The sequence below is a fragment of the Vibrio sp. 10N.239.311.G01 genome (assembly GCF_041465805.1).
GTDB classification, from domain to species: Bacteria; Pseudomonadota; Gammaproteobacteria; order Enterobacterales; family Vibrionaceae; genus Vibrio; species Vibrio crassostreae_C.
This window is the reverse complement of sequence record NZ_JBFSRM010000030.1, coordinates 13,388-28,412: the sequence shown is the minus strand read 5'-3', so window position 1 is coordinate 28,412 and position 15,025 is coordinate 13,388. Positions and strand designations below refer to the sequence as shown.

The following is a 15,025-nucleotide window of genomic DNA, read 5'->3' as shown; positions in this document are numbered from 1 at the left end:
ATATTTATGCTTTAACCCACTTCATCGTTCACGAAGTGAGTTTTCCTTAGCTCGTAAAATAGGTTTTAACCAATAACTCAATACTGTTTTCTCTCCGGTTAATATATCGACCGCGACTTGCATCCCTGGGATAATGCTAAAGGCAGAGTTTTGTTGCTGGTCTTCGTTTAACTGAATATGGGCACGATAATAGGCGTTTCCGTCTTCCGTTTGTAAGGCGTCGGCACTCACGTAAATCACCTCGCCTTTAAGTCCGCCATAAATGACGAAATCGTAGGCCGTGAATTTCACTGTTGCACCTAACCCGTTATGAACAAACGCAATATCTTGCGGAGAGATTCTCGCTTCAACAATCAGGTCACTGTTTGATGGAATGATCTCAATGATCGGCTCGCCGGGACGAACTACACCACCAATGGTACGCACAAAGATCTCTTTGACTGTGCCATCAACGGGCGCGACAATTTCAGTACGCTTGAGTTGGTCGGCAATCGCCTGCTGGCTTTCGTTCAGCTGCGCTATCTTGCTCGCCACTTCATTCAACTGGCCTTGCACTTTGGTACGAAAATCTAAAGCGATACTTCGATGATCCGCTATCGACTCTGAGTAGGCAGCTATCTGCTTCTGCGCTGCTACTTTTGAGCTAGCAATATCACCTTTGAGTTTGACTACATCACGGTTGAGTTTAAGTAGCTCAACTTCCGCAACAGCACCGCTCGCTACCACGTCTTTCAGCATGTTGCGCTCACGAATCACAATCTCGAGGCTGCTTTCAAGAGTCTGGATATTGTTAAACGTATCGACACGAGCTTGGTCTTGTTGCTCGATACGAAGTGCCGCCTCTTCCAGTTCAGACTTCAACTGTCCTAAACGTTCTCGGTAGTTCGCCTTGGCATTCATTAACGCAGGGTGGCTTGATACATCAACCGCAATATCTTGAGGCACCAAGACCACTCGCTCATACCACTCTTTCGCATCGTTATTTAAAACGACCGTCGACAGCTCAGCCTTTAATCTTAATTGCTGAGCAAGCAAGGTATCCGCTTGTTGAGCCGACTCTAAAAACGCCGCCTTAAAACGTGTGTCTTCTAACTTAGCTAGAGGTTGCCCCTTCACTACAGATTGGCCTTGTCGCACCATGATCTCTTGAACCAGTCCACCTTCTAAGCTCTGAATGGTTTGCACCGAAAGACTTGGAACGACTTTACCTTCACCGATCACGACTTCTTCTAATGTTGCCCACGTAGCCCAACCGATAATTGATACAATGAGTAGAGCACTCAACCAAATCAGCTTTCGAGAGCGGAATGCTAAGTGGTTGTTGGTCCATTGAATATCATTACTCATGACGACCTCCCTTCACCACAGATACCGTCTTAAACCGGCTCGTACCTTTAGGTACACTTTTCTTCTGTAAAGAGAGAATTTCTTTAGGTTCACCTTCTGCCACGATTTGACCTTTATCCAATACAATCACTCGATCACACATCATCAAGAATGAAGACTTATGGGAGCTGATTAGCATTGAGGTTTCTCTCGGCATACTTTGAAGTGCATTAAAGAACTGAATCTCGGCCTGATTATCTAGCGCGCTGGTGGGCTCATCCATGATCAATAACTTTGGACAACGATACAGAGCTCTCGCAATGGCAACGGCTTGGCGCTGACCACCAGAAAGTAACCGACCACCCTCACCGACAGGTGTTTCAAGGCCATTGCTTAGGCGCCCCATGTAACCATTCAAACCCGACTGTTGAAGAGCTTGTCTTAGCTTTTCTTCATCAACGTTGGTCGCACCAAGCGTAACGTTGTCGTAAACACTGCCAAAAATAAGATTAGTGGTTTGCCCTACCCAACCCATGCCACTACGCAGAACGCTGGTTGGCCATAATTGCCCATCGATTTCTTGATAGAAAGCTTGTCCTGTTGTTGGCAAATACTGGCGCGCAACAATCGATAGTAGAGTTGTTTTACCCGCGCCTGCCGCACCGACAAGACCAACTCGCTCACCCGGTTTGATCTCTAGGGAAATCTCCTTTAATGCAGGGCTTTGAGTCTCTGGATAAGTAAACGTCACTTCATCTAACCTAACCCCACCATCAAAGTCTCCTTTGTCGATAACTTGGTGTTTGGACTCTTCCTGAGGTAGCTCCATAATCTGATTCAGCCCTTCAACGGCCGAACGTGTTTGCTGGAACCTCAGCAATAGAAGAGAAAGCTGGTTCACCGAACTTGCAGCGCGCCCACTCAACATCACAACGGCTATCAAACCACCCATACTCAGCAAGCCTTCAGAGATCTGATACACGCCGAAGATGATCAGAGTGATGGTAACGATCTGCTGACTGGACTGAATAGAGTGCGTCACGATATTGGAGTAATGACGAGATTGAGTCTGCCATTGAGAGAGCGACGAAATCGTCTGTTCCCAACGCTTCTGGGTAATACCCTCAGCATTGTTTTGCTTGATATCCGGAAGGGTTGTTAAGCAATCAAACAGCTGGGCTTGTCTTTGTGTCGAGAGACGTGCGGTTTCATCGAATGTTTTCTCGACCTTGCCTTTCATCGCGATGCTCAGCACAATCAAAACAAGCATGATCGCGACAGGTATGAACATCATTGCGCCACCGAGCCAGCCGATAAGCAGTAGGAATAACAAAGTGAATGGCAGATCGACTAAAGTGACTAACGAGATAGAAGTGAAGAAATCTTTCACGCTATCGAAGTCTTGAAGCTGTCTGGCAAATGCGCCTACCGATTGAGGTCGATTTTCGAGCTTCATACCAAGGACTTTCGAGAACAGCTGAGAAGACAACTTGTTATCAATATAGCGCCCAGCCATATCAGTCACAGAGCTTCGTGAGCTTCTCAATACCCAATCAAAAATAACAACGATACCAACGCCTGCTGCTAATACCCAAAGCGTGTTAAACGCTTGGTTTGGCACAACACGGTCGTACACATTCATGGTAAATAACGGAACCACTAGCGCAAGCACGTTGATCAAGAACGAAGCGATAAACAGATCGCGATACCAAGGCTTCACTTCTTTGACCACCCGCCACAACCAACGGGTGTTGGATTTACTGTCATTGCGCTCATGTGCCTGAACACGGGCGTCATCAAGCGCTTGAGCACCCACTTGCCAAACAAATGCATCCACTTTAATGACTAAGTCTTTAAGGAGAATTTGTTGACTTAAGTTGGATTCACAATTCAATACTTGAAAGTCGCCAACGGAGCTTTGGGTTACGACAAGAGGAGACCCTGTCGCGGACTCAACAGCAACAACAGGGAACTGACATTGATTCAATAATTCTTTTTTAACGTGGCTCAGCGTTAACCCCGATTTCTCAATCGCTCTTGGAAAAAGGGATTCATTGAGCCTGCCTTCATTTAAAGGGAGGCCAGACACTATTTTGGAAGGGTGACTGCGAACATTAAAATGCTCACACAACCACTCAACACAAGCTAGCCAGCTGTCTTTTTGTTCTACCAATCTAAACTTCCTTTTATAGACTGTACATCTAACTTACAGCGTTAAATTATTGTCTTCTATCATTTTTTGTAAAATTTGTGCTTCTAATGCACTGCTACTGTCACCTTGATACAGATCGTCGTACGTGACATCAGCTAGCAAGATGTTTTGTTGAACGTCTTCGTCACCATTAGGTTTAATAGAAATGGTCACACCTTCACCAGATTCTTCTAAATCTAGATATTGTGTTGCCCCTAGCCCTGTATTAAGCCCTAGGCTTCCCAAAATACCCGAGAGGTCAATTGCATCAGTATCTGGAGACGCATCAAAATCTTGAATCACATCGTAGCTTGGTGCTTCTGCACTCCCTAAGCCTGAAGAGGCGAACACAAAATTATCTGAGCCCGTCCCGCCAATCAGCAGGTCGTTATCATCTGTCGCGGTAATCGTAGAATCCCCTTCAACAACAAATTCAACCGATACCGTTTGAGGTAATCCTACCGCTTGGTTGTTGCCTATTTCAGCAGAAGGTTCGATGGTAATTTCAAATGGGTCAACGCCATCATAGCCACCCGTAATCGCTAGATTCGGTACATCTGCCAAGTCCACAACATATTGACCATCGACCATAGAGCCATGTGAGAACGTCAAACCTGCGGGAATATCATAAATTGTAATGAAGCCCACTTCTGAATCAGCAGGGTTTACAAGAGAAAGGTCTAAACCAAGAGGAATCGTGCCACTTGCTTCTGCCACGATCGAAGAGTATTCAACGCTCAATAACGGTGCATCAGGCTCTGGTGTGATAATAAGCGTCATGTCTTGTGAGCTCGGGTCACCCGTGTCGACCACTAACTCACCGAGTACCGTATTTTGATCAACCGTTCGGCCGGTAATCGTAATATCGAGGTTACCAAACGCATCGCCCGCAAAGAATTCAAGCTCATCAACAGAACTTGCTTTAACGAGAATCGTCGCCTGTATGATGCCACCAACACTGGTGAAAGAACTGGTTTCTGATCCAATTCGAATTCGGTCTAACCCAACTAACCCTGATGGGTCCGAAGTTCCATTCACTGTTACCGTAATTGCTAAAAACTCATCACTGTTAGTTTCAAAGCTATTGGCATCAAGAGGAATCACGATGCCATCATCTTCACTTCCAGTGAGCTGTTCAGGTAAATCGAAGAACTCAACTTTATCACCAATAGGATTCACACCGACGGTAAATTCAGATTCGGTATAGCGGATTTCTGTGGTGCCGATTTCTTGAGTAATGGCTTCTAGAGACAGATTAATATCGCCACTAAAGTCTCGCGGCGGTAGAATTACAAGGTTGGCAAGCTGGCTTGGATCGAGCTGCCACTCGTAAGTAGGGTTACCATCAAAGGTACCGCCATCGACGCCATTGTTAGGAACTAATTCGTAGCTGTCGCCCACCTTTATCGCAACAACCGCGCCTTCAGGTACTCCTTTCAATGCCAAGGACATATTTTCAGAGCCATCTTGGTCAATCAGCTCCGCGCTGAGTGATGACAATGAAATGTAGTTATCTTCGTCTCCGATAATATCTTCTGTTATCAAGTTCGCCGCGTCAGCGACTGGCTCAACGGTGATAGTCACCACAGTCGTTTTATCTTGCGTATCCGTTTCTGTTACGCAATCCGCTTTGTCGGTAATATTTGCTGTCACAGTGAGGGTAATTTCACCACTGTAATGCTCAGGTGGCGTTACCAACACATCACTCAAGCGGCTAGGATCCGTTACCGTCCAAGTACCATTGCCGTTATCAACCAACAAGCCAGTATCAGCAGGACTCTCCGATAGTGTTACACCATTTGATACTGTGATGGTCAGAGAGTTAACTGTCTCCTTGCCAGTAGCACTATTGCCTTCACCCGTGATTAACTGACCGTCTTCAACGCTATCTCCAAGAACAAGCTCAAGATTAAGATCCGTGGCGATGTCTTCTTGAATCGTTGTCGAATCCGTGGCAACGGTGATGTCATCCACAACAGGCAAGACTTGAATACTAATAGTTTGAGCTGTCGTTACAGTCTCACCATTACACGGCGAGGTTTCAATCGTCTCTATCGTGAAATCAATACACCCAGCGAAGTCTTCGTCCAATCCAGTTAACGTCAATTTCGAGAGGCCATCGGCAGTGATCGAATAACCAACGATTTCGCCAGACGCGTCATATTCAGCAATAACGCCATCTCCAGAAATCTCAACGCCTTCAGGAAGCGAATCGGCAGGAATATAGAAAGAGATCGTATTGTCTGGGTCACTCGCTACATTGGTATTGAGCAAGCCCGTTAAATCGATATCTTCGCCTTCATTAGTCTTAATATCACCACCCGGTTGAATGGGACTTGGTGGGCCAACAGGGTCACAAGTACCGCCACCGCCGTCATGGCCAGTGATCTGAATTTGGAATGAAGTATCAATATACTTCGAATCTTCGCCATCAATCACACGAGCACGAACCACAATATCTAAAACGGGAGTATCGCTTGGGCTGGAGATCGTCATACCGCTCAAGACTTCTTGCGCCAACTCTTGGATAGAGTCACTCGTAAGACCGTTCGCAGAGATAATCCAGTTTCCTGAAAGATCTTGAGCGGCTCCGTTCGGGTGATCGATAATCAACGAATAACCATCAGGCACATCGATCAAGATATAATCTAAGTATTCTGAGCCATCCATATCAGCGTCAACAAAAGTAACGGCATCAGACACGTTGACTGGAGAGCCGTCATCACTGATGTATAGCTGACCAGAGCTTTCTAAACGAGTATCTGACTCAACCCTCGCATCGACGGTGACACTGATTGATCCCGAGATATCTTTTACATCAGTCGAGCCTGTCGGCGAAGTGTCGGTAACTTCGTAGGTAATTGGGATCGAAAATGTACCGCTCAAATCTTCAGTAGCGGTGACGGATAGTCTTCCGCTACTTAAAAGCTCGGACAGTGTTGGCGTCGTAGAGTCTAATAAACTTTCTAAATCTAACCCTGAAACCGGCACATCAATAACACTGCCATCGAAATAGAGAGTCAGGTCAGCAGGAAGGCTATCAATCACATAACCCGTTAAAGACTCACTACCATCAACATCTTGATTCACTGATGGCTCTAGATTCAATCCAATTTGGCTGTCTTCAATACCTTGAGTACTAACCGTTTGGCCATCTTCTTGATCGACAATCGGTGCTAACTCTACCTTCAACGTCATCGGGAACTCACCCGAATCGCCATCAGGCTCTGTCGAGATAGCAATAACAGTTAGCTCTAGCTCGCCACTAAAATCCGGAATTGGCTTGAGATACAAATCATTCAGTTGAGCGTTAGAAACCTGGAATACTGGCCCTGTTACATCGTCAATATAGGCGATGGTTAACGACACTGGCTCACCCAGTGAATCCACCAGCAAGGTGCCATCAGGAATATTGGTCAGGAGTATATTAATTTCTTCTGAAACATCGTCATCTGAGGTTTGGACTACAAAATCGAGACGAATCAAACCATCTTCATTGAGGACAGATTGATTGCTGATAATTTTTGTATCGCTGTCATATTCCCAGTGCGCATTGCCACCATCCACAACAATCGGCTCATCGACGACACCTTTGAGGAAAATATTGATGGTTTTGGTATCGCTAAGTGCGGTCACATTAACAGGGTCTAACGAGTCAACTATCGATTCATAAGAAACGGCAGTCACCTTAATAAACAGCTCTTCCGTAAATGAACTGATGTCTTCTTTTGGTATTAAATAAGCAGTACCGTTCTCTATCGCTTCAGCAGACACGAGATAAGTATTAGGGCCAATTAAGTCAAACAATCCACCTTGAATTACCCAACCGTCTTGTACTTCAATTTGGTAACTTAACGATTCAGAACCATCGGTATCAGTCAACGCACCGTTGATTACGTTCTTTAGGAAGATGCTTTCATCTTCCAGACCTTTGTAATCTTTGACAGATAAAATTGGGGCATCCGCATCCGGTGAAATCTCGACAACTACGGTATTAACAATATCGGCAGTTTTATCATCAGGGTCAGCGAAGGTGTTTCCCGCTTCGGTTGCAATCGCAGTAATCTCAAACTCGAATCGACCCGCTAGATTTTCATCGGCTCTGATTTCCATTTTGTCGATTTGGGTCTGGGTGTATTCCTTACCCTCTTTAACGGCGCTACCGTTCAAGGTGATATTCAACCCGTCTGGAATTCCGCTAATGGTATAAGACAGTTCTTCAGATGTATCTTGGTCAACCAACTGAGCGGTGATATCTAATTTAATTGGATCTGCGTCGTCTTCTACGGATTGGTATGTAAATACAGAATCGGACCAATCCGGGGCATCCGCTACGGGTAAAACAGAAACAGAAACATCTGCGGTCAGCTCTTTTGGAACCGTGTCAGTACTAATGATCGCGTTGATCGCTAGAATAACCGTTGAGGTCGTATTCGATTCATGAAGTGCTGGTCGATAAGTCAACTGTCCATTAGGCCCAGTGAACTGACTATCAATCGCTGCCAATTGACTTCCAGACAAGGTGACCTTGCCGTCTACAACTTGAAGCAACACCCCATCAAGGTACAAGCTACCACCGTTTAGCGATGCTTCTGAGAACTCGATAGCAGTAACGGTTTCGCTTTGGTCGACATCGCCGGTTGCCACACTTACAACGATAATCGCGTCATTGTCTTCTGTGGTTTCAGAATCTTCATAACGAATAAAACCTTCGTTATCATCCAGAATAAGCTCAGCAGTACTCGTGACCTCATCACCATCGGCATCGCGAACCAAATAATCAATGTCATCGATTAATCGAGGATCGGTAGGGTCAGTTGATACATTGGCATTAGTAGTCAGTTGGTAGCTGCCATCAGAGTTAAGCGTAAACTGACCGTAGACGCTATTATCAAAATCATTAATGAGATCAATCTCGATTGACGTAATTACATCGGTAAAAGTGTAGGTATCACCGCGATAGTCAAAACTAACAATGACGGCGCCATCCGCACCAGCAAATTCTTCTGTTAAGAACTGTCCGCTGAGATTATCGCCTTCCACCATTTCAATGGAACCAGAACGAGAAGTTGGCACTGCATCCGTAACATTAACAACATAAATAGCCGGATCAGAGCTATCACCATCGACATCAGTGACAACCAGTTCAAAATTCACAGCTAGGTTGTTTTCACCATCACCCGTTGCATGATCGAGCGGCGCATACAGATTGAACTCTGTAGTGCCATCGTTGTTAAAACGAATTCGGAAGATATCGTTACCCGACGTATCTTGAGCGTAATACCAGCCATCGGCATTCACTTCTTGCAAAGATATCGCTCGTCCGCCACTGCTGTAACCGAGGGCATCAAAAGCATCGATGTTGATTGAAACGGATGCGATATCGTCCGATCCTTGGATAATAGCTATCGATGGACTTGGTTCTTCAGTCCCTGTTTGTTCCTTGTCACCAATGAGTCCATCTTCATCGACAGATATGCTGCCTACAATCGAGAATGCAGGATCCTTACCATCGTATATTTTAATATCTGACTCTTGAGTGGATCGCGAACCGTCTGAATCAATAACGACAACCGTTGTCGGTATATTCAATTCGGTATCTTTTAACCCAGTGCCATGGTCAATAGAGCGATATAGATCAATCTCAACGGCAACTGTACCGGAGGCATTGGCTTCTAGGAAATAGTCCGAAGGTAGACGAATCTGCATAATGACATCGCCATTACTTAATATCGCATCGAAACTGCCGTCACCATTGTCTCTCCAAGTTAAAGCTTCACCATTATGAGTAACGGCTTCCCCATCACCATCTAAAACCGCCTGACCGTTTGTCACATCAATACCAAGATAAACGATAGGATCATGCGATGCCGTGATATCCAAATTTACCACTGCGCTTTGTTTTACACTATCTGGTGTCGTATTGGCGATAGGGGTTTCAGATAGTTCAACAGTTCCACTTCCAATAAACGGTTCACCACCGTCAGTAATAGAGATGTTAAGGTCTAGTTTGGTTTCATCATTATCTGAATCGCGAGCAGTAACGGTAAAAGGAAGAGAATCCGTACCATTGGTTTGATCTAAGCCTTTATAAAGAGTGAAGACATAATCCACACTGCTGTCTACATCACCGGATGCGGGCGCGGCAAAACTCACAGTAAAGGCAACATCGCCACCCACTACTGGTCCGGCGTAGCCAGTCAATAATGTTCCATCCTCAGAAACAGTGTAATAAATCTGTTCACCGCCGCTGAAGAGCTGAGGTTGATCTGCTAGATCAAAGAACACACTGTCTAAGTAATCACTGCCAATCCCAACACTGAAGGTTCCGGTGCTACTGACTTCACCGATAGGATCATTGCTTAGATCCGACTCGTTGACTGAAGCATTTGAATCAAGAACCAAACTCGGATCATTACCGTCCTCTACCACCCATGATATTTGACCGTTTTCTAAAGCAGTGCCATCAGTATCTGTACCAATAATATTCAACGGAATCGTGAGTAAATCACTGGTAAGAACATGATCGAGTGGGTGTTCAATCACAAACACAATATCAGCAAGTACATTATTCCCGTCGACCGTTGTCGTCATTGAAAACGAGAACACATCATCGTCACCTTGCTTAGCTGTAATAGTACGACCGTCAGCGCTGAGGGTGTAAGAAAGTGCCGTAGAATCGCCCCCCGAAGTGATACCTAATGCTTCTAGTTGCGCGACGGTCTCTGAGCTAAATTGTATAGAATCGGGGTCTGGGTTATCCGAACCACCTAATATCGTAAATTGAGCATTGATGGTTTGCGAACCAGAGGTCACGTCGACTTCCGTCACCGTTTTCGAATCATCCAATATCTGTCCTGCCGCACCATCAGTGATATCAATGGTCGCCGTTGCAGAACCAAAATCACCACTAGAGTCAGCGGCAACGTAATTGAAGGTAACGGTATGTTCTTGGTTATGATCTAGATTTCGATTTGCTTCAAAGGTCCACTGTCCATTGGCAAATACGGTCAATACCCCATCCCCGGTATTAAACACCGCAGGAGTTGCACCTGAAATGTCTTTACTGATTCCCCCTACTTCGACGCTACTAATCGTCAGTGCGGTATCAAGGTCAATGTCATTACTGAGAACGTTGCCTGACGATGTTTCACCTTCAACCATCGAGTAAGACTCGCCGAACAGCAAAGGTTCAGAATCTAGAATCGTGATCGGTAATTCGCCTAAAACGAGCTCAGTGGTTCCATCATCATCAATCTGAAGACCTTCGATAATGATCGCCGTTTGAAGTAACTCTTCACCAGCCTGTTGGTCAACCGCTTGGTAGAAAGTGATTTCAACGGTATCTCCAACAATCTTAGCTTCGAAAACCAGTGTTCCATCGGTTCGTGTTGCTTTGATCACTTGACCGTCAGACTCTAATTCAATAGCGATAGATTGACCTTGAGACGTCACTCCCTCAGCAGAGACTTGGTTTGCACTAAAAGCAAACTCATCAGCAAACTGAATATTGATGTCAGCGACTTGGGTTTGATCTCCAAAGATACCAACCGTACTTTCAGAAAATGAGACTGAATCTGGCAGTATAATACTTGGCATGTCATCACTGACTTCATTACCAATCGAGTTAACAACTCTCGCATCGATAATCCACTCAGTAGATGGGTCTAAGCTAGAGACATCAATATTCTCAACTAGCCAGCCACCGGACGCATCAACTACACCTTCAAAAGTCAGCGTTTGCGTACCATCATTGATCTCTATGTAGACAGGTAAACCTTCGGAAACATCGGTCGTACCCTGCATGGTGGTTAAATCACCACTACGAAAATCTAAGATGTTGAAACCAGATAAGGTATCAATATCGATAACAGGTGGGACGGTATCAATTTTTCCTGTCGAGTCTGTGCCCGTTGTTTCATTACCTGCAATATCAACGGTAACTGCTTCTACGGTAATGTTGCCATCCGCAAATGCAGACAGATCGACATCATCGATGCTCCAAGCCCCTGCAACAACTACGGTTTGTAACGTGATAGACTGATTATTGCTATCCGAAACTGTGACGGTAATAGGCTGTCCATTTTCTACATTTTGAACAACACCTTGTAGACGAACAGATTGAACCTCTTCAGTGTTGAGTATGTTGTCGGCATCATCGAATTTTGCTGTGATACTTGCCAGAGTATCCTTAACGATTATATCGCTAGAAGTAACAGTATTGCCCGCAACATCCGTAACGCTAGCCTCTACGGTTAAGATTCCTTCTGCAAACCCCGAATAGTCTTGACCTGTCAGCGTCCAGTTTCCGCCAGCTACTGTGGTAGTATAAACTTGGGAGACATTAAGGCTATCGGTGATAGTAATAGTGATCGTTTGACCGTCTTCAACGTCCGCGACCGTTCCGACCAAGGCACCATTAGTAATTTCGGCTAAGTTATAATATTCATCACCAAAACCATCAAAATTGACACTGATGTCCGCTAACGTATCTTTGACTATTGTGTCACTGGAAGTCGCTGTATTGCCCGCAATGTCGGTAACGGTGGCTTCAACCGTCAAAGTGCCTTCGGAAAAGTCAGAATAGTCCTGATCTGTTAGAGTCCAATTTCCCCCCGAAACCGTGGTTGAATACTCTACCGAGGTACCAACACTGTCTGTGATAGTAATTGAAATCGTTTGGCCGTCTTCCACATTGGAGACTCTACCAACCAAAGCCCCATTACTTACTTCTGTTGAGTTGTAATATTCATCACTAAAACCATCAAAATCGACACTGATGTCCGCTAACGTATCTTTGACGATGGTATCGCTAGAAGTAGCAATATTGCCTGCAACGTCCGTAACGGTGGCTTCTACCGTTAAAGTGCCGTCAGCGAAGGCTGAATAATCTTGACCTGTGAGAGTCCATTCGCCACCAGTGACTGTCGCGGTATAATTTTCTGACTTGCCATCAACATCGGTGATAATGATGGAAACTTCCTGACCATCTTCAACATTGGTCACCGTGCCGACCAGTGCGCCATTACTCACCTCGGCAGAGTTGTAATATTCATCAACAAAACCATCAAAATCGACACTGATGTCCGCTAACGTATCTTTAACGATCGTATCACTAGATGCTGCGGTATTACCTGCTTTATCAGTAACACTAGCTTCAACAGTTAATTCTCCTTCTGCAAAGCTAGAATAATCTTGTCCCGTAAGAGTCCAATTGCCACCTGACACGATTGTTGTATAAACTTGAGACACATTTAAGCTATCGGTTATCGTAATGGTAATTGTCTGACCGTCTTCAACATTTCCAACACTCCCGACTAATGCACCTGCATCTACTTCGGTTTGGTTGTAAAACTCGTCTCCAAAGCCATCAAAATCAACGTCTATATCAACCAACGTGTCTTTAACTATTGTGTCACTGGATGTCGCAGTATTTCCTGCGACATCGGTAACCGTCGCTTCTACTTTCAAGGTGCCTTCTGCAAAGGCTGAATAATCTTGACCAGTGAGAGTCCAAGTACCACCAGACACAACCGTGGAATAATCAACCGAGGTGCCAGCACTATCCGTAATAGTAATGAAAATGGTTTGCCCATCTTCAACATTTAGTACCGTTCCAGCCAATGCGCCATTGCTCACTTCTGCTGAGTTGTAATACTCATCATCCGATGCAGAGAAATCGACGCCAATACTAACTAGTGTATCTTTGACGATGGTATCGCTAGATGTTGCTGTATTGCCCGCAACGTCCGTAACGCTTGCTTCAACCGTTAGCTCACCTTCAGCAAAACCTGAATAGTCTTGGCCAGTCAGAGTCCAAGTACCTCCAGACACAACCGTGGAATAATCAACCGATTTGCCACTAACATCGGTGATCGTAATGGATATAGTTTGACCATCTTCCACATTTGCCACAGTACCAACCAAGGCTCCATTAGAGACTTCAGCTTGGTTATAAAACTCATCATCAGAGGCAGAAAAATCAACACCAATGTTCACTAACGTGTCTTTGATAATTGTATCGGTAGAAGAAATAGTATTGCCTGCAACATCAGTCGTGCTTGCAACAACCGTCAACTCACCTTCGGCAAAGCCAGAATAATCTTGGTCTTTCAGGCTCCAAAAATTACCAGAAACAACTGTGGTATAGTCAACAGATAAACCATTGCTATCTGTAATCTTAATATCAATAGCTTGGCCGTCTTCGACATTGAAGATCGCTCCAATCAGAGCACCTTTGCCAACTTCATTTTCGTTATAATAGTTATCACCAAATCCATCAAATCGAACGAGAATCCGGTCAATCGTATCTTTTTCTATGGTATCCGTTGCTGTGGTAGGGTTTCCGGCAATATCTATGGTGCTTGCAACAACAGTGAGTTCACCTTCGGCGAAATTGGAATAATCTTGGTTTTCGAGCGTCCAGCTATTTCCTGAGACTACCGTTGAGTAACTCACAGATAAGCCGTTACTGTCTGTAATCGTTATTGAAATAGTCTGTCCATCTTCAACATTGACTACAGTACCAACTAATGCGCCATTCTCTACTTCAAACTTGTTATAAAACTCATCACCAAAGCCATCGAAGTCAACCTCAATGTTGGCTAATGTGTCTTTGATTGTGGAATCGTTAGCTGTAATGCTATTGCCAAAATCATCAGCAATGACCGCGTCGACTTGGAGATCACCCTCTTCCAATGAAGAAAGGTCGACCCCATTGACGACATACGTTTCATCGTTTGTGATGGCTGTGGTGGTTACTGTGTTTCCGTTAACATCAGTGATGGTCAGAACAATGGTACGCCCGTCTCGAACATCCACAGCCGTGCCCGTAATCGTGACACCTGGTACTTCAAACTGGTTTTCGTAACCGTCACCACCATCTAAAATATCAACGGTTAAGAGTGCACTAGGTAACAAAATATCAAGGTTACCCTCATTCGAGGTTGTATCTTCGTCGACATATTCTGTAGGACGCGTATCAAAACCCGCCTCTGCAAGCGTTTCATCTAAGGTGGAACGAACATAAGCAATAAAAGAGGCACTGGAACTAGGTTGGTCATTTACTGAGTTAGGCTGTTGAGGTGCGCTTTGAATGTTGTTAACGAGTTCGGTGACCACCTTTTCCAACTGTTGTTCAACTGCGTCTATTTGTGGCTCAGTTAAGGGCTGAGCCTCTTGTAAATTCTGAGGTTCAATGCTGACGACTTGCACGCCTTCAACTTTTGGCTGCGTAGCAGGTAATTGAAGCCAAGTACCATCAGGGAAGACTTGCCAAACAACACCACCAACTTCGATATATAAAATAGGATCCATCCTAAACCTCTTCCTTACAAAAGCGCTGACCTTGAGTACATCCATTTACTCAATAAAAGGCTGGAGAAATCAGCGAACTATTTCAAATTAATACTAGCAAACAACAAACCATTAACAGTTAATTAATTATCACTAATACGCTGTAAAGTAAACCGATAGGCTGTGACTTGCATTCAGTTATATCTATCATCA

Annotated in this window: 3 protein-coding genes; all 3 read right to left on the bottom strand. The window is 44.8% G+C overall.

What is annotated here, in order from left to right; genetic code table 11:
• Window positions 1-21: 21 nt before the first annotated feature.
• Genes AB6D06_RS19400 through AB6D06_RS19390 form a run of 3 tightly spaced genes read right to left on the bottom strand, consistent with a single transcriptional unit; the run spans window position 22 to window position 14,833 of the window.
• The gene (locus tag AB6D06_RS19400; RefSeq protein ID WP_017059471.1) at window positions 22-1,347 is read right to left on the bottom strand and encodes an HlyD family type I secretion periplasmic adaptor subunit; all 1,326 of its coding nucleotides are present in this window, start codon (window positions 1,345-1,347) and stop codon (window positions 22-24) included.
• Window positions 1,340-3,499: a type I secretion system permease/ATPase gene (locus tag AB6D06_RS19395; protein ID WP_017059470.1), complete on the bottom strand. Its 2,160-nt coding sequence runs from the start codon at window positions 3,497-3,499 to the stop codon at window positions 1,340-1,342. The genes AB6D06_RS19400 and AB6D06_RS19395 overlap by 8 nt, the downstream gene beginning before the upstream one ends.
• Window positions 3,500-3,532: 33 nt before the next feature.
• A complete protein-coding gene (locus tag AB6D06_RS19390) occupies window positions 3,533-14,833 on the bottom strand; it encodes an Ig-like domain-containing protein (protein ID WP_372111462.1) in 11,301 nt (3,766 codons plus the stop codon).
• Window positions 14,834-15,025: the final 192 nt, after the last annotated feature.